This window comes from Geminicoccus roseus DSM 18922, from assembly GCF_000427665.1.
GTDB classification, from domain to species: domain Bacteria; phylum Pseudomonadota; class Alphaproteobacteria; order Geminicoccales; family Geminicoccaceae; genus Geminicoccus; species Geminicoccus roseus.
In genome coordinates this window covers 1005896-1028711 of the sequence record NZ_KE386572.1, presented here as the reverse complement: position 1 = coordinate 1028711, position 22816 = coordinate 1005896, and the positions used below count along the sequence as shown (strand labels likewise).

Here is a 22816-nt window from a genome sequence, read left to right as displayed (position 1 = left end):
GGTGGCCCGGCTGGCGCGGCTGGTCAGACCTTGCCGGCCAGCGCGTTCTCGAACAGCCCCACCGCATCGGCGGCGGACAGCTTCCTGGGGTTGGAGCCGGCGGTGGGATCGGCCTCGGCCATCTTGCCCATCTCCTCGAACCGCTCCGCACCGACCTTCAGCCCGTCCAGCGTGTGCGGGATGCCCAGATCCTCGCGTAGGCGCAGCACCCAGGTCAGGAACGCGTCGTAGCCGGAGGTGCCGGTGAGGCCCAGCCAGGCCGAGAGCCGTTCCATCCGCTGGGCGATCTGCTCGCGGTTGAAGGCCAGCACATAGGGCATGAACACGGCATTGGTGAGGCCGTGATGGGTGTCGTAGATGGCGCCCACCGGATGGCTCAGGGAGTGGATCGCGCCCAGGCCCTTTTGGAACGCGGTCGCCCCCATCGCCGAGGCCACCAGCATCTTGCCGCGCGCCTCCAGGTCGTTGCCGTCGGCCACCGCCTTGGGCAGCGCCTCCTTGACCAGCCGGATGCCTTCCACGGCGATGCCTTCCGCCATCGGGTGGAAGCCCGGCGCGCAATAGGCCTCCAGGCAGTGTGCCAGCGCGTCGAACCCGGTCCAGGCGGTCATGTTCTTCGGCAGCCCCGCCGTCACCTTCGGGTCCAGGATCGCGGTGGAGGGCATCATCTTCGGGTGGAAGATGATCTTCTTGGTGTGGGTCCGCTCGTCGGTGATGACCCCGGCGCGGCCGACCTCGGAGCCGGTGCCGGCGGTGGTCGGGATCGCCACGATCGGCGCGATCCCGTCCGGGTTGGCGCGGGTCCACCAGTCGCCGATGTCCTCGAAGTCCCACATCGGCCGGGTCTGCCCGGCCATGAACGCGATCACCTTGCCGGCATCCAGCCCGGAGCCGCCGCCGAACGCGACCACGCCGTCATGGCCGCCGGCGCGAAACACCTCCAGCCCGTCGGAGACGTTCTTGGCGACCGGGTTCGGCTTCACGTCGGAGAACACCGCGCTCTCCAGCCCACCAGCTTCCAGCGCGCCGGTGACGTCGGCCAGGATCGGCAGCTTCGCGATGCCTGGGTCGGTGACCACCAGCGGCCGGGTCATGCCCGCCGCTTTGCAGGCCTCGGCAAGCTTGCCGGCCGACCCCGCGCCGAACAGCACGCGGGTCGGATAGTTCCAGGTGGTCGAGAGCGTCGCGAAATCGAGCATGGGCCTGTCCCGGGGCGAGTGACGCCGTGTGGTGTAGCGCCTGGGCGCGACCTCGATAAGGGCGCTTGTGGGCGCCCCGCCCGGGGCCGGTCAGGCGCCGCCCGCCGGCCCCGGCTCGTGCCGCCTGGCCTCAGATCTCGATGGTCTCGCCGGGCTTCGGCCGCAGGACCTGGCCGCGGTTCACCTCGGACTGGAACTCGTCGGGCGTGCCGGACAGGGGCGGGAAGGTGCCCCAGTGGATCGGCAGCACCGCGTCCATCTGCAGGAACTCGTTCTGCGCGATCGCCGCGGCGCGCGGGCCCATGGTGAAGCGGTCGCCGATCGGCAGGGCGCCCACCCGCGGCTTGTAGAGCCGGCGGATCAGCGCCATGTCCGAGAACAGGTCGGTGTCGCCCGCATGGTAGAAGCTTTCCTCGGCATTGCGCACCACCACCCCGCACGGATTGCCCAGGTAGCGGGCCGCGCCGTTCTCGTGGATGCTGGAGGAATGGTTGGCGCGGGTCATCGAGACCTGCAGGCCGGCCGCCTCGATGGTGCCGCCCGGGTTCATCGGCTCGAGATTCTCCACGCCCTGGCTGCCCAGGTAGAGGGCGATCTCGTAGTTCGCAACCACCGGCGCTCCGGTGCGCTTGGCGATGGCGACGGTGTCGCCGATATGGTCCTCATGGCCATGCGTCAGGCAGATCAGGTCGATCTTGCCGAGCTTTTCCAGCGCACCCTCAGGATAGGTGGGGTTGCCGGTGAGGAACGGGTCGAACAGCACCGAGCGTTCGCCGATCCCCAAATGGACCGCCGAGTGGCCGAGCCAAGTCACTCTGAGCATCTGTAGTTTCCACTCGTTCAAATCTGCGTTCTCTGTGTGCAACACAAGCTAGGCGTGGAGACGCGGTGCCGCTAGACCATCGGCATGAAGGCGATGTTGCTGGCTCTGCTTCTCGTTCCGTTGGCTGCCCAGGCGGCCGAACCGCCCGCGAAGGAACTGTTCGGCGGCCAGGCAGTGCCGAGCGCCGGCGTGCCGAGGGTCTTTGGCAGCTACGCCAAGGGTTGCCTCGCCGGCGCGGCCAGCCTGCCAGCGAACGGTGACGGTTATCAGGCGATGCGCCTGTCACGCAATCGGATGTGGGGACATCCGGACCTGGTGGCGCTGATCGAGCGCCTGGCGGTGGCGGCGCGGCAGGATGGCTGGCCCGGCCTGCTGGTCGGCGACATGTCCCAGCCGCGCGGCGGGCCGATGCGCACCGGCCATGCCAGCCACCAGATCGGCCTGGACGTCGATCTGTGGCTGACCCCGATGCCCGACCGCGACCTTTCGGCCGGGGAGCGCGAGACGCTGGGCGCGGTGTCGATGCTGGAGCCGGGCACCCGCCGGGTCGATCCGGCGGTGTTCGGCAGCCCGCAGGTGGCGGTGATCCGCCGCGCCGCCCTGGAGCCGGAGGTGGCGCGGATCTTCGTGCATCCGGGAATCAAGCAGGCCCTTTGCCAGGCGGCCGGGACCGAGCGGGACTGGCTGCGCAAGGTCCGCCCCTGGTGGGGCCACGACGCGCATTTCCATGTCCGGCTGGCATGCCCCGCCGGCCAGGCCGACTGCCAGCCGCAGGAGCCGCCGCCGCCGGGCGACGGCTGCGGCGAGGAACTGGAATGGTGGCTCGGCGACGAGCCCTGGGCCAGGCCGGCGCTGCCGGCGCCACCGCCGCCGCCGCTGCGCCTGGCCGACCTGCCCGCCAGTTGCGCCCCGCTGGTGGAGAGCAGGTGAGGATATAGCGGTTTGCGCTGGGTGCCGGAACGCCTCTAGGATCGGCCGGCGGACACTGGGGAGCTGTCGCATGCGCTGGCTGGCGTTGCTCGCAATCGTCCTTCTCACGCTCGCCCCGCCGGCCCTGGCGGCGCGCTGGGAAGCGGTCGGCCTGACCGCCAAGGGCAACCAGGTGTTCATCGACGCCAGCAAGATGAAGAAGGCGACCGGCGACGTGCGCACCATCTCCTATCGGGTGCTGTACACGCCGCCCTTGGACCTGGACGGCCGCACGATCGCCTCGGCCAGGTTCGACGCCCGGTTCGACTGCCCGTCCGGGATGGTCACCACCGACAAGATCACCCTGTACACTGACCCGGAGAGCACCCGCACGCTCGCGCAAAAACGCGAACGGGTGCCGATGACCGTGAAGGAGCCGCCCGGCTCCAGCGGCGACATCGCCCGCCAGGCCGTGTGCCGCTGACTCTCGCCGCCGGTTCCTGACCCGTTTTTTTGGGCGGCGCTCCCGTCGCCGGGAGCGCCGCGGTCGCCGCCCGAACGAGCACGGCTAGGCGGGGCTGGGACGCCCGACTGGCGGTGATCCAGAAACGCGGCCCGGTGCCGCCCGCCTGTCCAGGCCGGTCGCCGGCGCGGCTGCTGATCCTGGTCAGGCCGCGGGCCGGTTATTGGCGTGCGCCCTGAAATCCGGTCCCGCACCAATCGCATTTGTCCAGGCCGACTGCAGAAGGTGGCCTCGGCAGCGAGCGATTCAACTGTAGACCGGTAGATTAAACATAGAAAAATTCCGGAATGACCTTCAGTAAATTGGCAATTTATTATTCAATCCTACTTCAAAGCTTAGTGATCTTAATCACATTCTTGCGACAATTAAAGTATATGATCCCTTGCTGCAAAGTCAGTGTTACTATTCGGAGCGGACGAGATCTGGCTCAGGCAGGGCAAGATCGTTTCCGGTTCACTATTCGAGATGGTTCGGTGGGGATCGGGCGCGCTCCGGTGATTGTCTCGCGCAGACATCTCTGTCAGGAGTGAAAAATCATGCGGATCGGTAACAGCAAGGCTAAGCTGCTCGTCCTCGGCGCGACGGCTATGTCCTTTGTTTTGACAAGCCATCCTCTGGCCGCGCAGAGCTTCCCTGACTACCCCGTGTGCTACAAGGTGATCGAGCGCAACGAGAACGCTGCCTATCATCCAGGCTATTACGCACCCGACCGGCTGGTGCTCGACGTGCTGTTCCACTCCAAGCTGCGCACGACCGGCTGGGGCGGCAACCAGAACGTCTACGACGCCGACGGCAAGCATACCTACTGGCGAGGACGGTCCGGGCAGAACCTGCACGGCCAGGCGATCAACGTCATGGCAGTGTTCGACGGCTCGATCGTCACCTCCTCGGGCGGCCGCAAGCAGCCGCACGGCGCCCATCTGGGCGGCACGTCCTACTTCGTCCGTGACAACAATCTCGAACACTACGGACCAGGCGGCGGTCCCTATACCCGCCCGATCTTCTGGGAATGCACCTCCGCCGAACACCGGCCGGTTCCCGACACTTGGTCCTGCACGATCGTCAGCGACGACCACACGAGGGGCGTCTATCTGAAGAAGGTCAAGCATAACCGCGACCAGAAGTGCGACATCTTCCAGGACACCCAGAGATACTATCCGAACGGCGGCTACATCGAATAGCCACCGCCTCCGGCCTTCCGGGACCTGGACGTCCCGGAAGGCGGCCGAGAAGCATTCCTCCCAGGGCGGCCCCGGAGCGATCCGGGGCCGTTCTGCGTCGCCGGGCCGGGCCGCGGCCAGCGACGGAACACCATGATGCACGCGTTTCCCTGAATCCGGCCGCGGCTGCCCACACCCCCATCGACGGCGGGATATGGTTTCCATCAAGTAAACGCACCTCCTCCCCGCCGGCTCGAAGGAACGCCCGATGTCGCTGAACACCGTCACCAGCCTCGTCCGGTCGCGCTCCTGGCTGGAGATGGTCGGCGAGGATCTGCGGCAGCTGGAGGTCGGCCATGACCCGGCGCGCGGCATCCTGTGGCTGCGGATGCGCCATCCCGAGCGTGCCTGCTTCACCCGGGAGTTGATGGCCGACATGCGCACGGTGCAGCTGCGCCTGAAGGACCTGTTCGGCGGCCTGCGCGACCCGCGCGACATGCCGTTCCAGTGGCTGGTCTGGGCCTCCGACGCGCCAAGGGCCTGGAGCCTGGGCGGCGACCTGTCCGCGTTCTGCCGCTTCATCCGCGACCAGGACCATGCCGGCCTCCTGGCCTATGCCGAGCAGGCGGTGGCGATCCTCTACGACAACTACCGCTCGCTCGACCTGCCGATCATGACCGCGGCCCTGGTGGAGGGTGACGCCCTGGGCGGCGGGTTCGAGGCGATCCTGACCGACGACCTGGTGGTGGCCGAGCGCGGCGCCAAGTTCGGCCTGCCCGAGATCCTGTTCAACATGTTCCCCGGCATGGGCGCCTCCTCGATCCTGGTCCGCAAGCTCGGCAGCGCCCAGGCGGTGCGCATGATCCTGTCCGGGCAGAGCTGGAGCGCCGACGAGGCCCAGGCCGCCGGCGCCGTGTCGCTGGTGGCCGAGCCCGGCGGCGCCAGGGCCGAGCTGCACCGCTACATCGACTACAACCGCGCCCGCATCCGCGGCGAGATCGCCCTGCACCAGGCCCGCCGCCGCGCCGAAGCGCTGGCCATCGACGAGATGCTCGACGTCGTGCGCCTCTGGACCGACCTGACCCTCGGCCTGAACGAGGACTCCCTGCGCCGCATGGCCAGCCTGGCCCGCGTTCAGGAACGCAAGCGCGCCGCGGCCTGAAGCGGCTGCCGCTTCGGCCTCAGGCCGGCGGCAGGAAGGGCTGGGCGATCTCCTGGAAGACCGCAAGCTGCTCGCAGCGGGCCGCATGGGCGGCCAGGCGGGGCAGGGCTCCACCTGGCGACAGCCCGGGATGGGCATCCGCCAGGAAGCGCCAGGCGCAGGCGACCGCGATGTCGGCATGGCCGGGCGCCTGCCCGAACCAGAACGGCGTGCCAAGCCCGGCCGCCTCGCTTTCCAGCCGGTCGAGCACCCCCAGGACCTGCCCCTCGCAGCGGGCGATCCATCCGGCCGAGGGCTCCTTGTGGAGCGCCCGCTCGTAGATCAGGCTGACCGCCTTCTCGGCCAGGCCGTTGCCGAGTGCGCAGATCTTCAGGGCATGGCGGCGCTCCGGCCCCTGCCGGGCGATCAGCGCGCTGCCGGGCCCGGCCAGCTCGTCCAGATGGTCCAGGATAGCGCCGGTCTCGATCAGGACCTCGCCCCCGTCCAGCACCAGGGTCGGCACCCGGGTCAGCGGGTTGAAGGCGCGGATCCGCTCCGCGTCGCCGAACACCGACCAGGGCCGGTGCTCGAAATCCAGCCCGTACAGCCGGAGCGCGATCGCCACCCGGCGCACGAACGGCGAATCATACTGCCCGATCAGGATCATCCCGGCCCTGCTCCCTCGAAAAGGGGCGCCCGCTCCGGCCGGGCCGCCCGGTCCGTCCCGCCGAACGTTACCAGCCGCCACCCGGACCAGCCAGGGAGCGGCCTGGACGCCCGGGCCGGTCACGCCCCCTGCTCCCCCGTCCCGCCCAGCTCGCGGGAGACGCGGAGCCGCTCGAGGCGCTGGCTCAGGAAATCGACGAAGTGGCGGACCTTGGCCGACAGGTTCAGCCGCTCGGGATAGACGGCGTAGATATGGGCCTCGCTGTGGTGCCGCGGCAGCACGACGCGCAGCCGGCCGGCGGCGATGTGCCGGTTCACGTCCCATTCCGAGCGCAGCATGATGCCGAGCCCCTGAAGCACCCAGTTCACCGCGAGTTCGCCGTCATTGGTGGACAGCGTGCCGCTGACCTTGGCGCTGTCGCCCCCGTCGAAGCGCCAGACGTCGTAGGCGTCGTGCTCCTGGCGCAGCACGATGCAGTTGTGCGCGGCCAGGTCGGAGAGGCGCCGCGGCGTACCGTGGCGGGCGAGATAGGCGGGAGAGGCGACCAGCAGGCGACGGTTGCGCAGCAGGAGCCGGGCCACCAGCCGCGACGACGGCGGCAGGCCGAAGCGGATGCCCAGGTCGAAACCTTCCTCCACGAGATTGAGCGGCGCGTCCGACACGACCAGCTGGGCCTCGACCTCGGGATGCCGGCCGACAAAGTCGCCGATCGCCGGCGCCACGTGCTCGCGGCCGAACTGGAAGGTGGCGTTGATCCGGAGCAGGCCGTGCGGCCGCTCGCGCGAGCGGGCCAGCGACTGCTCGACCATCTCGATCTGGGCCAGGATGGCGAGCGACGCCTTGAGATAGGCCTCGCCCTCGCTGGTCAGGCTGGTCCGCCTCGTGGTTCGGTTCAGCAGCCGGGCCCCCAGCCGGTCCTCGATCCGGGCGAGGCGGCGGCTGACCGCCGAGGGCGAGATCCCGAGCTGCAGGGCCGCGCCGGAGAAGCTGCTCTGCCGGGCCAGGAGGGCGAAGAACTGCATGTCGCTGTCCAGGGACATCTTTGCCTCCGGCGCAATAATGATGTGAAAGATGGGAAATTATCAACAGCGACGCATCAAGCTAGGTTGTCCGCCGACCCGGGTTCGCGACCATCGCGGGAAGAGCCGCGCGTGGAGCGGCGGGGCCCTGGATCAGGGGGAGGTCTGGCTGCCGCGCCCGTGGTAGCCTCCGCTTCCTCCAGAACGAACAGTCTGGCCGCCAATGGCCGGCACCAAAGGGAGGACGCCAGTGATGGTATCCAGGACATTTCTCGCGGCGGCAGCCGTGGCCACGCTCGCGCTGGCAGGTCCGCTCGCGGCGCAGGAAGCATCGGACTTCCCGACCAAGCCGATGACCTACATCATCCCCTTCAACGCAGGTGGCGAATCCGACATCTCGGCGCGCTTCCAGCAGAGCGCGTGGAACGAGGTCACCGGGCAGGACGTGGTGATCCAGTACCAGCCGGGTGCCGGCGGCGCGCAGGCCTGGTCGCAGCTCAACCAGATCGAGGGCGACGGCTACACGATCATGGGGATCAACCTGCCCCATACCGTGCTGCAGCCGATGGAAGGCGAGACCGGCTACAAGACCGACGAGCTGACCCCGGTCCATTATTTCCACTACACGCCCGACGCGATCTTCGTGCCGAAGGACAGCCAGTTCGAGACGCTGGAGCAGCTGGTCGAGTACGCGAAGAACAATCCGGGCCTGGTGACCTTCTCGGGCTCGGGCTCGAACTCCTCGAACAACCTCGCCCAGGCGAAGTTCGACGAGCTGGCCGGGATCACCACGACCTACGTGCCGTTCTCCGGCACCGGCCCGGCGATCACCGCCGTGCTGGGCAACCAGACGCTCGCCGGCTTCAACTACGCGACCTCGGGCGTCAGCCAGGGTGAGGAGCTGCGGATGCTGGCAGTGGCCGCCGACGAGCGGCTGCCGGCCTTCCCGGACGTGCCGACCTTCAAGGAGCTGGGCTACGACCTGGTGGGCGGCGCCTATCGCGGCGTGGCCGTGCCGGATTCCACCCCGGAGGAACTGCGCCAGCGGATCTCCGAGATCGTGCAGCAGATCAACGACAACCCCGAGTTCAAGAAGAAGATGGAGGACGCCGGCTTCGTCCTGACCGACATTACCTATGACAAGATGCCGGCGTTCCTGGACGAGATGAAGGCGGAATATGCCGAGGGCGCCAAGGCGCTCGGCATCGGTCAGTAAGGCCGCCTCCCATGGAACTGCTCGGCTATCTGCTCGACGCGCTCAGTCCGTTCAACCTGCTCCTCGCCGTGGTCGGCGTGGTGCTGGGCACGGTGGTGGGTGCCCTGCCGGGACTGTCCGCCACCATGGCGGTGGCCGTGCTGGTTCCCTTCACCTTCACCATGGACCCCGCCGCAGGCCTGATCGCGCTGGGCGCGATCTATACCGGCGCCATCTATGGCGGGGCGTTCGCGGCGATCCTGGTCAACACGCCAGGCACGCCGTCCTCGATCGCGACCACCTTCGACGGCTACCCGATGGCGCGCCGGGGCGATGGCGGGCTGGCGGTGACGCTGGCCACCATCGCCTCGGTGGTCGGCGGCGTGGTGGGTGCCATCAGCCTGCTGCTGCTGGCGCCGCCTTTGGCGCGCGTGGCGCTGGCGTTCGGCCCGCCCGAATATTTCTGGCTGGCGATCTTCGGCCTGACCCTGATCTCGGCGCTTTCGGTCGGCAACACGCTGAAAGGCCTGATCGGCGCCTGTGTCGGCCTCCTCCTGTCGATGATCGGCGTGGCGGTGGTGGGCGGCGACGTGCGCTACACCGGCGGAATGCAGGCCTTCCTGGGCGGGATCGACATCACCTCGGCGCTGATCGGGCTCTACTGCGTGCCGGTGATCATCGACCTGGTGGCGACCCGCGACCCGCATCTCAAGGTCACCGCCGGCGACGACGGCATCCGCTTCCGCGAAGCCTGGGGCATCGCCTGGCGGCAGAAGTTCAACGTGGTCCGCTCCTCGGTGATCGGCACGGTGATCGGCATCCTCCCCGGCGCCGGCGGCTCGATCGCGGGTCTGGTCAGCTATTCCGAAGCCCGCCGCTCCTCGCCCCGCTCCGCCCATTTCGGCAAGGGCGAGCCCGACGGCGTGATCGCCACCGAGGCCGCCAACAACGCCACGGTCGGCGGCGGCTTCATTCCGACCCTGGTGCTGGGCATCCCTGGCACGCCGCCCGACGCGATCATCCTGGGCGCGCTGCTGGTCCAGGGCATCAAGATCGGCCCGACGCTGTTCGCGTCGGAAGGCCACATCGTCTACACCTTCATCTATGGCCTCCTGATCGCGACCGTGCTGATGCTGCCGATCGGGCTGCTGATCGGCCGCTACGCCTACAAGTCGGTGGTGGCGTTCCCCAAGGCGCTGCTGGTGCCCACGGTCGCGTTCCTGACCGTGATCGGCTCGTTCGCGATCCACTCCAACCCGCAGGACACCCAGGTCATGTTCGGCCTGGGCGTGCTGGCCTGGATCCTCAACCGCTACGGGTTCGCGCCCTCGCCGATCGTGCTGGGCCTGGTGCTGGGCCAGATCGCCGAGCAGGGCTTCGTGCAGACCTACCTGATCGGCAACTCGACCCAGAACCTCGCCGGCATGTTCTTCGGCCGCCCGATCAGCCTGGGCATCATCGCTGCTGCGCTCCTGACGCTGCTCTACCCGTTCTGGGCGGAATGGCGGGCTAGGCGCCGGTCCGCGGCGCCGCTGACCGAGGTCGGCGAGGCCGCGAGCGAGCGGCCGGGCGCTCTGGATGCGCCGCACCCGATGCCCGAGGCCGAGCCGCGCGCCGCGACCGGTCATGACTGGGGTGCGGTGGCGCTGGCGGCGGCCTTCTTCCTGATCGCGGTGGGGGCGATCTGGAGCACCCGCGGCATGTCGGCCATGGGCTCCATCTTCCCCACCACGATCTCGGCGACGCTGGCTGTCCTGGCGCTCGTGCTGATCGGGCTGGGCGTCGCCGGGCGCGGGCGGCCGAGCAAGGCCGAGACGATGGCGGGCCCGGTCTCGAACCGGCGTCGCGCCGTGCTGGTGCTGGTGTTCGGGCTCTGGGTCTGGCTGATGCCGGTGCTGGGCTTCGCCGCGAGCAGCCTTGCGGCCTTCCTGGCGCTGACGGTGGTGGCCGAGCACGAGGAGGTGCCGGCCCGCGACTGGGTGATCCGCGCAATCGTCTCGGTGGCGATCGTCGCCGCGTTCTGGTGGCTGATGTCGGTGGTCCTGCTCCTGCGGATGCCGAACGGCCTGCTGTTCTGACCATGGGGAAGATGATGAAGACCTACCGGATCGCCGCGATCCCGGGCGACGGGATCGGGATCGAGGTGGTGGAGGCCGGGCTCCAGGTGCTGGAAGCGCTCGCCGAGCGCGATGCCGGCTTCGCCCTCGACGTCGAGCGGTTCGACTGGGGCAGCGAGCGCTACAAGCGCACCGGCGCGCTGATGCCCGAGGACGGCGCCGAGCGGCTGCGCGCGTTCGACGCGATCTTCTTCGGCGCGGTGGGCGCCCCCGACGTGCCGGACCACCTGACACTGTGGGGCCTGCGCCTGGCGATCTGCCAGCCGCTCGACCAGTTCGCCAATGTCCGGCCGACGCGGGTCCTGCCCGGCATCACCAGCCCGCTGCGCGGCGTGGCCGAGGGCGACCTCGACTGGGTGATCGTGCGCGAGAACTCCGAGGGCGAATATGCCGGCCAGGGCGGCCGCTCGCATCGCGGCCTGCCCCACGAGGTGGCGACCGAGGTGTCGATCTTCACCCGGGCCGGCGTCGAGCGGATCATGCGCTACGCCTTCCAGCTGGCGCAGTCGCGGCCGCGCAAGCTCCTGACTGTGGTCACCAAGTCCAACGCCCAGCGCTACGGCATGGTGCTGTGGGACGAGATCGCCCGCGAGGTGGCGGCCGACTTCCCGGACGTGACCTGGGACAAGATGCTGGTCGACGCGATGACCGTGCGCATGACGCTGAACCCGAAATCGCTCGACACCATCGTCGCCACCAACCTGCATGCCGACATCCTGTCGGACCTGGCCGCAGCCCTGGCCGGCTCGATCGGCATCGCGCCCACCGCCAACATCAGCCCCAGCGGCAAGACCCCGTCGATGTTCGAGCCGATCCATGGCTCGGCCTTCGACATCACCGGCAAGGGCGTCGCCAACCCGGTCGCGACGTTCTGGTCGGCCTCGATGATGCTGGAGCATCTGGGCGAGCCGCGCGCCGCCGGAATCCTGATGCAGGCGATCGAGCGGGTCACCGCCGACAAGGCCCTGCACACCCCCGACCTCGGCGGCACCGCGCCGACCGAGGACGTCACCCGCGCGGTAATCGAGGCCGTCCGCGGCCGCAACGACTGAGAAAGCCCGATGAGCACCAACCAGATGAAGATCGCGGTGATCGCCGGCGACGGGATCGGCAAGGAGGTCGTGCCGGAGGGCCTGCGCGTGCTGGAATCCGTGGCCAGGCGGCACGGCCTGGGCTTCGCCTTCACCGAGCACGACTTCGCCTCGGCCGACTACTATCAGAAGCACGGCGCGATGATGCCCGAGGACTGGAAGGAGCGGCTGGACGGCTCGGACGCGATCTTCTTCGGCGCGGTCGGCTGGCCGGAAACCGTGCCGGACCATGTCTCGCTCTGGGGCTCGCTGATCCAGTTCCGCCGCGAGTACGACCAGTATGTCAGCCTGCGCCCGGCCCGCGCCATGCCGGGCGTGCCGTCGCCGCTGGCCGGCCGCAAGCCCGGCGACATCGACATGATGATCGTGCGCGAGAACACCGAAGGGGAATATTCCTCGATCGGCGGCACCATGTTCCCGGGCACCGAGCGCGAGGTGGTGATCCAGGAAACGGTGATGACCCGCCACGGCGTCGACCGGATCCTGCGCTACGCCTTCGACCTCGCGATGAGCCGCGGCCGGCATTTGACCTCGGCCACCAAGTCCAACGGCATCTCGATCACCATGCCCTACTGGGACGGCCGGGTCGCCGAGATGGCCAAGGCCTATCCCGAGGTGAAGGTCGACAAGTACCATATCGACATCCTGACCGCCCAGTTCGTGCTCCATCCGGACTGGTTCGACGTGGTGGTGGCCTCCAACCTGTTCGGCGACATCCTGTCCGACCTGGGGCCCGCCTGCACCGGCACCATCGGCATCGCGCCGTCGGGCAACATCAATCCCGAGCGGCGCTTCCCTTCCCTGTTCGAGCCGGTGCACGGCTCCGCGCCCGACATCGCCGGGCAGGGGATCGCCAACCCGGTGGGCCAGATCTGGGCGGGTGCCATGATGCTGGAGCATCTGGGCCATGCCGAGGCCGCCGCCTCGATCGTCGCCGCGATCGAGCGGGTGCTGGCCGAGCCGGCCCTGCGCACCCGGGATCTCGGCGGTCAGGCCGACACCCGGACCTGCGGCCAGGCCATCGCCGACGCGCTTTCCTGAACAAAGACGGACCCATGAAGATCACCGACATCCGCGAGAAGACCGTCTCGATCGCCTCGCCCATCGCCAACGCCTATATCGACTTCTCCAAGATGACCTGCTCGGTCGTGGCCGTCGTCACCGACGTGATCCGCGACGGCAAGCCGGTGGTCGGCTACGGCTTCAACTCCAACGGCCGCTACGGGCAGGGTGCCCTGATGCGCGACCGCTTCCTCGCCCGGGTGCTGGAGGCCGATCCGGCGAGCCTGGTCGACGAGGCCAACGACAACCTGGATCCGTTCGCGATCTGGACGGCGCTCATGAAGAACGAGAAGCCCGGCGGCCATGGCGAGCGCTCGGTGGCGGTCGGCACCATCGACATGGCGGTGTGGGACGCCGTCGCCAAGATCGCGGGCGTGCCGCTCTACAAGCTCCTGGCCGACCGCTACCGCGGCGGCGTCCATGACGACAGCGTCTGGGTCTATGCCGCCGGCGGCTACTATTACCCGGGCAAGGACCACAGCCAGCTCCAGGCCGAGATGCGCGGATATCTCGACCGCGGCTACCGCGTCGTGAAGATGAAGATCGGCGCGGTGCCGCTGGAAGACGACATCGCCCGGATCGAGGCGGTGCTGGAGGTGGTGGGCGAGGGCCGCAACTTGGCCGTCGACGCCAACGGCCGCTTCGACCTCGAGACGACTCTCGCCTATGCCGAGGCGCTCAAGCCCTACGACCTGTTCTGGTACGAGGAGGCCGGCGACCCGCTCGACTACGAGATCCAGGCGCGTCTCGCTCAGGCTTACGACCGCCCGATCGCGACCGGCGAGAACCTGTTCTCGCACCAGGACGCCCGCAACCTGCTGCGCTATGGCGGGATGCGCCCGGATCGCGACTGGCTGCAGTTCGACTGCGCCCTGTCCTATGGCCTGGTCGAGTATCTGCGCACGCTGAAGGTGATGGACGAGCTCGGCTGGTCGTCCCGCCGGGTCGTGCCGCATGGCGGCCACCAGATGTCGCTCAACATCGCGGCCGGCCTCCATCTGGGCGGCAACGAGAGCTATCCCGACGTGTTCCAGCCCTTCGGCGGCTTCGCCGACGGGATCGAGGTGCAGGATGGCCGGGTCGGCCTGCCGGACATCCCGGGCGTCGGCTTCGAGGCCAAGGCCGCCCTCTACAAGGTGATGCGCGAACTCGCCTAAAGGACTCCGGCCCCGCTCGGCACCCCCGCCCGCCGCGCGGCGCCCCTCCCGGGCCCAGCCGACCGGGGGGCAGCGGGCCGGCGTTGTCCCGCCGCCTCACGGCCGGGAAATTCGCCTTCGACGCCCCATGGGGGTAGCCCGGACGGAATTGACCACACCCGCGTTCGCTGCCTCGATCACCGCGCACCGACGCCGGAAGGGAGCGATGATCCGGGTCGGGCCAGCGGGGGCACGAGTGGTCGCGAGAAACCACGCCGTCGATCCAAAACGCCCGGCGCCCCGACAGCTCGTTCACGATCCTTCCGGTCGGTCGGGTCGGCTCATCGGCAGGAACGGGAACAGACATCATGCAGGCGTCGCGGTCATCCCTTGGCTCGCTCAGCCGCCGGCGGCTCCTGGCGCAGGCGGTGGCGGCGGGAGCAGCCGCCGGGCTGGCCGCCCCGGCGTTGGCCGCCCCCGTGCCCGGGCGGCGCGAGGTGCTGGTGCTGGGGGCGGGGATGGCCGGGCTGACCGCCGCTTTGGCGCTGAAGAGCCGCGGCCACCAGGTCACCGTGATCGAACGCCAGGACCGGATCGGCGGGCGCCTCCTGTCGCTCCCCCTGGCCCCGGGCGTGGTCACCGAGGCGGGCGGCGGGCATTTCCGCTCCAACATGCCGCTGGTCCTGGCCTATGCCCGGCACTTCCGGCTGCCGCTGCTGAGCCTGAACGACGGCCTGCCGCGCTACATGGTCGACGGCAAGACGGTCTCGGCCGCCAACCTGGCCGACTGGCCGTTCCGGCTGACCGCCGAGGAGCGCAACATCTCCCTGTCGTCCAACCTGAACCGCTATCTGTACCGCGTCGGTCTCGACACCGAGACGGTGCTGGCCGCCGACTGGCCCCGGCTGGACATGCTCGACCGGCTGTCCGGGGTGACCCTGGGCGAGCTGATCCGGGATGTGGGCGCCTCGGAGGATTTCTGCCGGCTCCTGGGCGCCCATGGCGGCACCTTCACGGCCAGTTCCCCGGCCCTCGCGATCATCCCGGACCTGGCCTACCATTTCGGCGACCAGAACCTGTTCCGCATCCAGAACGGCAACAGCCGCCTGCCGCTGGCGATGGCCGAGGCGATCGGCCGGGAGCATGTGGTCCTGGGATCGCCCGTGGCCGAGATCGACCAGACCGGCGCCCGGGTGCGGGTCGCCACCGCCGACGGGCGGATCTTCCAGGCCGACGTGGTGGTGTCGACCATTCCGTTCAGCGTGATGGGCGACATCGCGGTGACGCCGTCCTGGTCGCCCGGCAAGGCGCGCATGTTCGCGGAGATGGAGTGGGACAGGACCGTCAAGGTGATCGTGCGCACGCGCACGCCCTCCTGGCTGGCCAAGGGCGTCCATGGCTGGCCGATGGCCGGCGGCGACCGGCCCTGGGAACGGTTCATCGACATCACCGCGAACGAGCCCGGCGGCTATGGCAATGGCTTCTTCTACCTGAACGGCCGCAATGCCGACGCCTTCCTGGCAGCCCCCCGCGCAACCCGCGCCCAGGCGGTGGTCGACCAGTTCCAGCGCGACATGCCGGACCTGTTCGACGAGGTCCTGGACGTGGACGGCTTCGCCTGGACCGAGCAGGACTGGATCCGCGGCTCGTTCGGAAGCCCGCCGCTGGGCGGCGGCTGGATGGTGCGGGAATGGACCTTGCCCGAAGGCCATCTCCACTTCGCCGGCGACTTCACCAGCCTCAAGACCGGCTGGGTCGAGGGCGCCATCGAATCCGGCCTGCGCGCCGCCCGCCAGATCGACCCCGACGCCGCGCCGGTGGGCTGAGGGCGGGCAACGATCGTAGGCGGCGCACAGGGGGCCGGGCCGGATTTACGCCTCGCCGCGCCCTGCCCCTGCGCTCAGCTCCGGTACTGCGCCGGTGGCTGCGGGTTGTTCTCCGGATTGGTGTCGTGCCGGGCCAGCCGGGCGATCGTCTGGCCGACCAGGGGGCGCAGCTCCGCCTCCAGGGCGTCCGCCTGGTCGGACGAATAGGTCTCCTGCCCGTCGACGTAGACCGTGAACGATTTGAGGTATTTCGCCCGCTTGGCCGGATCCTCGATGGTCGCCCGGGTCCAGCGGTAGAGCGGATAGCCGGCCGTGCCGTGCCGCTCGGCCTCGGCGACATAGGCCGCGAACGCATCGTACTGGCAGGTCAGCCTGGCCTCGTGCTGGCGCAGGATCTCCTTCAGCGGCCGGAGGCTCGGGTCGTCCGGATTGTGCCGGGCCACCGCCGCAAGCTCCTCGGAAAGGTCGATGCGAAGCTGGTATCGCCACGGCGTGCTCATGCTTCGACTCCCTTCAGGACAATGCTGATCGACGATGCCGGGCCAGCCCCGGACCGGCCGGGGCGTCCGCTCCTTCTCTCAGATCGTGCGCCGGGCCCTGCAAGTCCATCGTCGGGCAGGGTCGGTCGGCCGTCGGCATTTCCCAGGCTCGGGCGAGGCTCAGGCGATGGCGTGTCGCCAGGCGCGGCCAGGTCAGTCGCGATCCAGTTGAATTCATGAGAACTGATGGTCCCGGAAACAAACTCGAATGTGCCGGAGGCAGTGCTTCAAGACATTATTTTCATCGGAGAGCGCCGCGAATGGCCAAGCTTGATCACTCGACTTCTCTCGATCTGACCTCCTGCCGCACCTCCGACAGCACTTCCGTCATCGACGCCTACGATCTGGATCCTTTCACGGTCGAGCCGCTTTTGCCGACGTGTTCGGCCCGCCGATGCTGGCGGGAGCAGATCTGCTCAATTTTCAGATCGTGTTCTGGGAAGGCGACCTTCGGCTCGGCGCTGCCGCATGCCGGTATGGGCGGCGAGCGCTCGCTTGACGTGGGCGTGGTGGCGGGAGCGGCGCCCAACAGCACGATCGGCCTCGATGTCGGCGCCACCGGCGGCCAGGTCTTCACCGCCTACCAGAGCGCGATCTGGCACCAGGAACAGGATCCGGCGGTGATCGCCTCCTCCTTCGGGGATAGTCCAAGCCCATCCGCCGATTCGCCATTCTTCGCCGCCGATGACGAGCTGTTCGTCGATGCGGCGCTGCGCGGCCGGTCGGTCGTCCTCATGGCCTGCGACGGCGGGTCGGGCAACCAGGTCGGAAACGGCCCGACCAATGTCTATACCACCCTGACCAGTCCCTTCGCGGTGACCATGGGCGGGACCTCGATCAGCACGCCGAAGGCCGCAGCCGCCGACCCGACCCTGGACGGGATCGTGCAGCAGGCGAACGACCATGACCTCGCCACCCTGAAGATGCTGGTCGCCAGCGGCCTGGACCGGCTGCCGGAGAACGCTGGCAAAACCACCGCCCTCATCCAAACCGTGTGGAACAGCCACACGCTGGAGAAGGGGGAGGAGATGCCGGACAGCTACTACACGATCGACGCCACCTCCGGCGGCGTCGATCCCACCCGGCCGATCCCCTGGTACCAGGCCGCCTTCGGCCTGACCCCGACCACCAGCGATCCGCAGGCCGAGACCGGCCGGGACGTCGACGCCGCTCTGGGCATCCCTGACGGCGCAGATCAACGCGGTGTTCGCCGACCAGGGTCTGCCGCAGCTGGGCTGCATGAACGACCTGCTCTATGGGGCCGCCGCCCTCGCGCCCGGCTCGTTCAACGACATCCAGCTCGGCAACGATACCTCCAGTTTCGCCGATGGGCGCGCCACCGGCTTCGGCTACGAGGCCGGCCCGGGCCATGACCTGGCCACGGGCCTGGGCTCGCCCAACGGCCTGCTGCTCGCCCGCGCGCTCACCGCCCTCGCCCACGGCCAGCTCCCATGGCGGCACGCCCGGGCTCCCGGACGGGGAGGGCGGCAGCACCGCGAACCAGAGCCTCCTCCTCCAGCCGATCCTGGCCGCCGGCGGCAGCCCGGGCGTCCTCACCTCGGAAGCTTCCTCCAGCTGGGAGAGCCCAGCCGGCTCGGCCCATGCCTGGTCCAGCCGGTTCGTCCAGCAGGTCCTGCAGGAGGATGTCGACGCCGGCCTCGTGCGCCTGTTCGACGAGCACGGCCAGTCGCGGCCGGTGGAACTGGTCCTGGCCAAAGGCAGCGCCCTGCACGTCGCCCGCCCGGTGGCCGTGGCGGAGACCGCGGGAGGTGCGGACGACCCGGAGGCGATCATCCGGCTTCGCCAGAACGGCAAGCAGGAACTCGACCTCCTGTTCTACGAGGTGGACGACCTTGCCGGGGCGATCGACAGCCTGGCGCCCGGTGACGAGGGCTATGACGCGGCGAGCCTCGCCCGCGCCTGCCGGACCGGCGACGGCGGCATCTGGATCGATGGGCCGGGCTTTGGCGAGGTCGACCAGGCCAGCATCCTGGACGTGGATGCCGGCGACCTGGTCGCCATGCGCCTGTCCACCGAAACCGATCAGTTCTTCGCCTTCGCCGACGCCAACGAGCAGGTTGAGGGGAAGCCCGTCACCCAACTCTGGAACTACGGCCCCGACACCTGGGGCTGGGAGGACATGAAGGGCGGCGGCGACCTCGATTTCAACGACCTGGTCGTCCAGATCGACGTCATCAGCGCTTCCTGCACCGGCCTGGTGGCCTGACCCGGCAGCAGGGGCCGGCCCCGTTCGCTGCCAGGGCGATGCTCGCCACGCCGCTGTGACCGCCATCACCGGCGTGGTGGCCGTATCATGCTAGCGCTGCCCGCTGGCCGTCCCGCCATCCGGCCGGGCCGGACAACCGCGCCGTCGCGACCGGCCGGGCCGCACCCCTAGGGAGAGCATCCATGGCAACGCGTTCCTATGCGATCCTGCGCGACATGGGCCAGGTCAGCACCGCCGATCCGTTCGGCCTGCGGGCCCGCGGCAGTGCTGCCGTCCGGCCGATGGTCCTGGCGCCGCCCGAGCCGCGGGTCGAGGTGGCCGACCTCGCTCCCAACGACGTGGGGGCGGTCGCCCGCGATCCCTCGGTCGCCGCCGTGGCGCCGATCATGCCGACCCGGCTGGTGATGCCGTTCGAGGTCGCCGCCGCCGATGCCCCGACCGCGGCCTGGGGGATCTCGGCGGTCAAGGCGGACGAGAGCCCGTTCACCGGGGCGGGCACCAGGGTCGCCGTGCTCGACACCGGCATCGACCGCGACCATCCCGCCTTTGCCGGGATCGCCGTCATCGAGCAGGATTTTTCCGGCACGGGCGACGGCGACCGCCAGGGCCACGGCACCCACTGCGCCGGCACCATCCTCGGCCGCGATGTCGAGAACACCCGGATCGGCGTCGCCCGCGGCGTCACCAGCCTCTTGGTCGGCAAGGTGCTGGGCGACGACGGCAGCGGCGATTCCGACATGATCTTCCGCGGCATCCAGTGGGCGCTGCAGCACAATGCCGACGTGATCTCGATGTCGCTGGGCTTCGACTTTCCAGGCCTGGTCCAGCGCCTGGTGAGCCGGGGTTGGCCGGCCGACCTGGCGACCTCGGTGGCGCTGGAGGCGTATCGCGGCAATCTGCGGATGTTCGACGCCCTGATGGAGATGGTCGAGGCGCGCAACGCGTTCGGCCAGGGCACCGTGCTGGTCGCCGCCGCCGGCAACGAGAGCCGGCGCGACCAGAACCCCGACCACGAGATCGCCGTGTCGATCCCGGCCGCGGCGCAGGGCATCGTCTCGGTCGGCGCGCTGGCCGCCGCCGCGGACGGCCTGCGGGTGGCGCCGTTCTCCAACACCTTCCCCCAGCTCAGCGCCCCCGGCGTGGGCGTGCTGTCCGCCCGGGCCGGCGGGGGGGTGCGGGCGCTGAGCGGCACCAGCATGGCGACCCCGCACGTGGCCGGGGTCGCTGCCTTGTGGTGGGAGGCCCTGCGCGCCGCCCCGGTCAACGCGAGCAGCCTGGCGGTGCTTTCCAAGCTCCTGGCCACCGCCCGCCCCGCCGGCTTCGCCACCGGCACCGACCCGGCCGACACCGGCCTCGGCATCGTCACCGCCCCGCTCGGCCTCACCCAGTAGCGGCCTGTTCCGCTGTGCATCCAGGTTCGCCACTGCACGGTTTCGCTCTTCATCGGCATGTCCCCGCCTGGCGCTGATCGTCCTGGAAGCCGGCGCAGGCGGGGTGCGTCGGTTATATAACTTTCGACGCTGGAAGTAATATAACTAAAATTTTGGCTTCTTATACCAAATATTCGAAAATTTCTTTGTGAGTCTTTTTGAAAATAAATAATAAGATTGGCCCTGCCAGGAACCTAGCCGTTGGGCACTGTAGTTTGCAAGTCGAGCGACTGCTGTGAACTGCTTCGGTCAGTGGCGGGTCTCGCCTGCCTGGATTATTTGGGGGCGTGAAAGTGATGAGCGTGCAGCGCAGAGCATTGTTCGCTGGCGGAGCCGGCGTGTTGGCTGGAGCGCTGGCAGCGTCGGCGCTGGATACCCGGCCAGCGGAAGCTCATCCTGAGCATACACCGATTCCCAACACGGAAGTGTTCGATCAGGACGGACAAAGGTTCTCGTTCTATGACGACCTCGCACGCGACAAGGTCATCATGATCAATTTTTTCTTTCAGAGCTGTGGCGATACCTGCCCGCTGACCACGCAGAACTTGCGTCTCGTGCAGGATCTTCTGGGGGATCGGGTCGGGCGCGACATTTTCATGTATACCATCACGCTGCAGCCAGAGTTCGACACTCCGCCGATGCTGAAGGAATATGCGCGGCTTTGGGATGTCAGGCCCGGCTGGCGGTTCCTGACCGGGGCGCCCAGGGACATCGAGCATCTGCGCAAGGGACTGGGCTTCGCGAGCGCCGATCCGGTCAGCGACCTTATCCTCGACAACCATACCGGCATTGTCAGGTACGGCAACGACCGCCTCGACCGGTGGGCCGGCGTGCCCGGGCTCGCCCGGGCCGCATGGATCGCCCAGGCAGTCGGCCACCTGGCGAGCATGGGCTGAACAACGTTCTTCTCCTTCTGGACTGACACCAGACATGATGAATCGAGAGGAGCGCCTCGCCGCCGAGGCTTTGGATCTGCGCGACCAGCTGAATGCCACACGCTTCACCAAGCGCGAGCTCAGCAAGCTCGGACTGCTGGCGGGCAGCGCCTATTTCGGCGTGCGTGGGCTCTCGTTGCGCAAGGCTCTGGCCGCCACGGTCACCAGCCCCAAGACCACCCCGTGGAAGGAGCCGATGCCGGTTCCGAGAGTCGCGGAAAAAACCAGCCTGCCCGGCTACGAGACCGGTAACCATCAGTGGTGCAAGGGCTATTTCGAGCCCAAGAAGGAATACCTGCTCGAGGTTCAGGCATCGGAGCACAAGTTCCACAGCGATCTGCCGGCCAGCACGATCTGGAGCTATGGCAACAACGGCTTCGCCGGCACGATGATCGACGCCGAATACGGCGATCCGATCATGATCAGGGTGAAGAACAACCTGGATGCGGGTCACAAGGGCTTTGGCCAGCCGGAGATCTCGACCCACCTGCACAATTTCCATACGGCGGTGGAGAGCGACGGCGGCCCCTGGAACTGGACCAGGCCCGGCGGGCACCGCGACCAGCACTACACCCTGTGCCGCGCCGGCTTCACCGACCCGCGCTATCAGGAAACCTTTGGCGATCCCCGGGAAAGCCTGACCACGCTGTTTTTCCACGATCACCGGCCGGAATTCACCTCCTCGAACTGCTATCGCGGCCTCGTCGGCATGTTCCGGCTGTTCGACAAGGAGGAGGACACGGGCAGGGAAGGCAAGGGCTGGAACCTGCCCTGCGGTGAGTACGACGTCCCGCTGGTCTTCGCCGACCAGCAGTTCGATCCACGCAACGGCCTGCGCACCTTCAACCAGCTGGCCGTCGACGGCTTCCTCGGCGACAAGCTCACGGTCAACGGCAAGATCCAGCCGTTCTTCGAGGTGAAGCCGCGCAAGTATCGATTTCGGCTTCTCAACGCCGGCCCGTCGCGCTTCTACCGGATCCATTTCCGCAACGGCGGCAAGAACCAGCCCTTCACCCAGATCACCGCCAGCGGCAACTTCCTGCCGCAGGCCCGCAAGAACCTCGCCACCACGGATGTCTGGGTCGCCGAGCGTTCCGACATCGTGTTCGATTTCTCCAGGTTCGCCGGCCAGAAGGTCTATCTGTCCAACTCGCTGGTGATGCGGGACGACGGCCGGGGCACCGACATCGGGGCTACCACCAATCCCGACGCCGTGGCCAACCAGTTGGTCGAGTTCCGGGTCGGCACGTGGGCGGAAAGGGACGACAGCACGGTTCCCGACCGTTTCCGCGAACTGCCGCCGGTCGACATGGGCGCGGTGGCGCGCACCCGGGTCTGGAAGTTCGAGCGGCTGAACGGGACCTGGCGGATCAATGGCCAGATCTGGGATCCGGAGATCGATCATGATCCGGCCTATGTCGACAATCCGCTGGTCCAGGTGCGGAAGGACACCGCCGAGATCTGGCAGCTGGAGAGTTCCTCGGGCGGCTGGGAGCACCCGGTGCACATCCATTTCGAGGAAGGCATCGCCATCCGGAACAACGGCGCCCTGATTCCCGAGGGTCAGCGCTACCGTTCCGACGTTCACCGGATGTCGGGCAACAAACTGCAAGTCTACATGAAGTTCAGGGATTTTCCCGATCCGGTTTTCTACAACAACGGTCCGAAGGGAGACATCGGAAGATACGTCATGCACTGCCACAACATGCTGCATGAGGATCATTCGATGATGGCGACCTGGACCATCGTGCCCTGATTGAACCTGGGAATTTCACCGAACAAGGTTGGCGGCTGCGTCGCTTCGCGATCCCGCCGCT

20 protein-coding genes are annotated in these 22816 nt (G+C 68.5%); 15 read left to right on the top strand and 5 right to left on the bottom strand.

What is annotated here, in order from left to right; all coding sequences use genetic code 11:
- Window positions 1–23: 23 nt before the first annotated feature.
- Both GEMRO_RS0106135 and GEMRO_RS0106130 read right to left on the bottom strand, forming a co-directional pair.
- Window positions 24–1199 carry an iron-containing alcohol dehydrogenase gene (locus GEMRO_RS0106135; protein ID WP_027133301.1) on the bottom strand — a complete coding sequence of 392 codons (1176 nt, stop codon included), beginning with the start codon at window positions 1197–1199 and terminating at the stop codon, window positions 24–26.
- A gap of 130 nt (window positions 1200–1329) precedes the next feature.
- On the bottom strand, window positions 1330–2022 hold the full coding sequence (locus GEMRO_RS0106130; RefSeq protein WP_035484819.1) for a metal-dependent hydrolase: 693 nt from the start codon (window positions 2020–2022) through the stop codon (window positions 1330–1332).
- 84 nt (window positions 2023–2106) lie between these two features.
- Here GEMRO_RS0106130 and mepA point away from each other — a divergent pair, with 84 nt between their 5' ends.
- The 4 genes from mepA (at window position 2107) to GEMRO_RS0106110 (ending at window position 5776) form a co-directional block, all read left to right on the top strand.
- Complete coding sequence (gene mepA, locus GEMRO_RS27930; RefSeq protein WP_035484816.1) at window positions 2107–2952, top strand: penicillin-insensitive murein endopeptidase; 846 nt, start codon at window positions 2107–2109, stop codon at window positions 2950–2952.
- Window positions 2953–3022: 70 nt separating this feature from the next.
- Complete coding sequence (locus GEMRO_RS0106120) at window positions 3023–3415, top strand: surface-adhesin E family protein (protein ID WP_027133299.1); 393 nt, start codon at window positions 3023–3025, stop codon at window positions 3413–3415.
- 575 nt (window positions 3416–3990) lie between these two features.
- The gene (locus GEMRO_RS0106115; protein ID WP_157505473.1) at window positions 3991–4635 is read left to right on the top strand and encodes a hypothetical protein; all 645 of its coding nucleotides are present in this window, start codon (window positions 3991–3993) and stop codon (window positions 4633–4635) included.
- A gap of 247 nt (window positions 4636–4882) precedes the next feature.
- Window positions 4883–5776: a crotonase/enoyl-CoA hydratase family protein gene (locus GEMRO_RS0106110; RefSeq protein WP_051328753.1), complete on the top strand. Its 894-nt coding sequence runs from the start codon at window positions 4883–4885 to the stop codon at window positions 5774–5776.
- Window positions 5777–5795: 19 nt separating this feature from the next.
- Here GEMRO_RS0106110 and GEMRO_RS0106105 read toward each other — a convergent pair whose 3' ends face one another.
- Both GEMRO_RS0106105 and GEMRO_RS0106100 read right to left on the bottom strand, forming a co-directional pair.
- A complete protein-coding gene (locus GEMRO_RS0106105; protein WP_027133296.1) occupies window positions 5796–6422 on the bottom strand; it encodes a glutathione S-transferase family protein in 627 nt (208 codons plus the stop codon).
- A gap of 119 nt (window positions 6423–6541) precedes the next feature.
- Window positions 6542–7462, bottom strand: coding sequence for a LysR family transcriptional regulator (locus GEMRO_RS0106100; RefSeq protein WP_027133295.1), 921 nt, complete (start codon window positions 7460–7462; stop codon window positions 6542–6544).
- Between the two features lie 232 nt (window positions 7463–7694).
- Between GEMRO_RS0106100 and GEMRO_RS0106095 the strand changes: the two genes are divergently transcribed.
- The 6 genes from GEMRO_RS0106095 (at window position 7695) to GEMRO_RS0106070 (ending at window position 15868) form a co-directional block, all read left to right on the top strand.
- Window positions 7695–8657 (top strand): tripartite tricarboxylate transporter substrate binding protein, encoded by a 963-nt coding sequence (locus GEMRO_RS0106095; protein ID WP_157505472.1) that lies wholly within the window; start codon window positions 7695–7697, stop codon window positions 8655–8657.
- Window positions 8658–8668: 11 nt separating this feature from the next.
- The gene (locus GEMRO_RS0106090) at window positions 8669–10714 is read left to right on the top strand and encodes a tripartite tricarboxylate transporter permease (protein ID WP_027133293.1); all 2046 of its coding nucleotides are present in this window, start codon (window positions 8669–8671) and stop codon (window positions 10712–10714) included.
- A gap of 14 nt (window positions 10715–10728) precedes the next feature.
- Window positions 10729–11805, top strand: coding sequence for a tartrate dehydrogenase (locus tag GEMRO_RS0106085; RefSeq protein WP_027133292.1), 1077 nt, complete (start codon window positions 10729–10731; stop codon window positions 11803–11805).
- Between the two features lie 9 nt (window positions 11806–11814).
- On the top strand, window positions 11815–12885 hold the full coding sequence (locus tag GEMRO_RS0106080) for a tartrate dehydrogenase (RefSeq protein WP_027133291.1): 1071 nt from the start codon (window positions 11815–11817) through the stop codon (window positions 12883–12885).
- A 14-nt stretch (window positions 12886–12899) separates the two neighbouring features.
- Window positions 12900–14063: a mandelate racemase/muconate lactonizing enzyme family protein gene (locus tag GEMRO_RS0106075; RefSeq protein WP_027133290.1), complete on the top strand. Its 1164-nt coding sequence runs from the start codon at window positions 12900–12902 to the stop codon at window positions 14061–14063.
- A gap of 347 nt (window positions 14064–14410) precedes the next feature.
- Entirely contained in the window at window positions 14411–15868 is a 1458-nt protein-coding gene (locus tag GEMRO_RS0106070) for a flavin monoamine oxidase family protein (protein WP_027133289.1), read from the top strand.
- A 74-nt stretch (window positions 15869–15942) separates the two neighbouring features.
- Here GEMRO_RS0106070 and GEMRO_RS0106065 read toward each other — a convergent pair whose 3' ends face one another.
- Complete coding sequence (locus tag GEMRO_RS0106065) at window positions 15943–16368, bottom strand: hypothetical protein (protein WP_027133288.1); 426 nt, start codon at window positions 16366–16368, stop codon at window positions 15943–15945.
- 215 nt (window positions 16369–16583) lie between these two features.
- Here GEMRO_RS0106065 and GEMRO_RS0106060 point away from each other — a divergent pair, with 215 nt between their 5' ends.
- The 5 genes from GEMRO_RS0106060 (at window position 16584) to GEMRO_RS0106040 (ending at window position 22755) form a co-directional block, all read left to right on the top strand.
- Window positions 16584–17780 (top strand): S8/S53 family peptidase, encoded by a 1197-nt coding sequence (locus tag GEMRO_RS0106060; protein ID WP_205624916.1) that lies wholly within the window; start codon window positions 16584–16586, stop codon window positions 17778–17780.
- Complete coding sequence (locus tag GEMRO_RS0106055) at window positions 17777–18634, top strand: DUF4114 domain-containing protein (RefSeq protein ID WP_027133286.1); 858 nt, start codon at window positions 17777–17779, stop codon at window positions 18632–18634. The genes GEMRO_RS0106060 and GEMRO_RS0106055 overlap by 4 nt, the downstream gene beginning before the upstream one ends.
- Before the next feature lie 182 nt (window positions 18635–18816).
- Window positions 18817–20025 carry a S8 family peptidase gene (locus GEMRO_RS0106050; protein ID WP_027133285.1) on the top strand — a complete coding sequence of 403 codons (1209 nt, stop codon included), beginning with the start codon at window positions 18817–18819 and terminating at the stop codon, window positions 20023–20025.
- Window positions 20026–20360: 335 nt separating this feature from the next.
- Window positions 20361–20960, top strand: coding sequence for an SCO family protein (locus tag GEMRO_RS27925; protein ID WP_084506607.1), 600 nt, complete (start codon window positions 20361–20363; stop codon window positions 20958–20960).
- A 34-nt stretch (window positions 20961–20994) separates the two neighbouring features.
- The gene (locus tag GEMRO_RS0106040; protein ID WP_157505471.1) at window positions 20995–22755 is read left to right on the top strand and encodes a multicopper oxidase family protein; all 1761 of its coding nucleotides are present in this window, start codon (window positions 20995–20997) and stop codon (window positions 22753–22755) included.
- Window positions 22756–22816 lie beyond the last annotated feature (61 nt).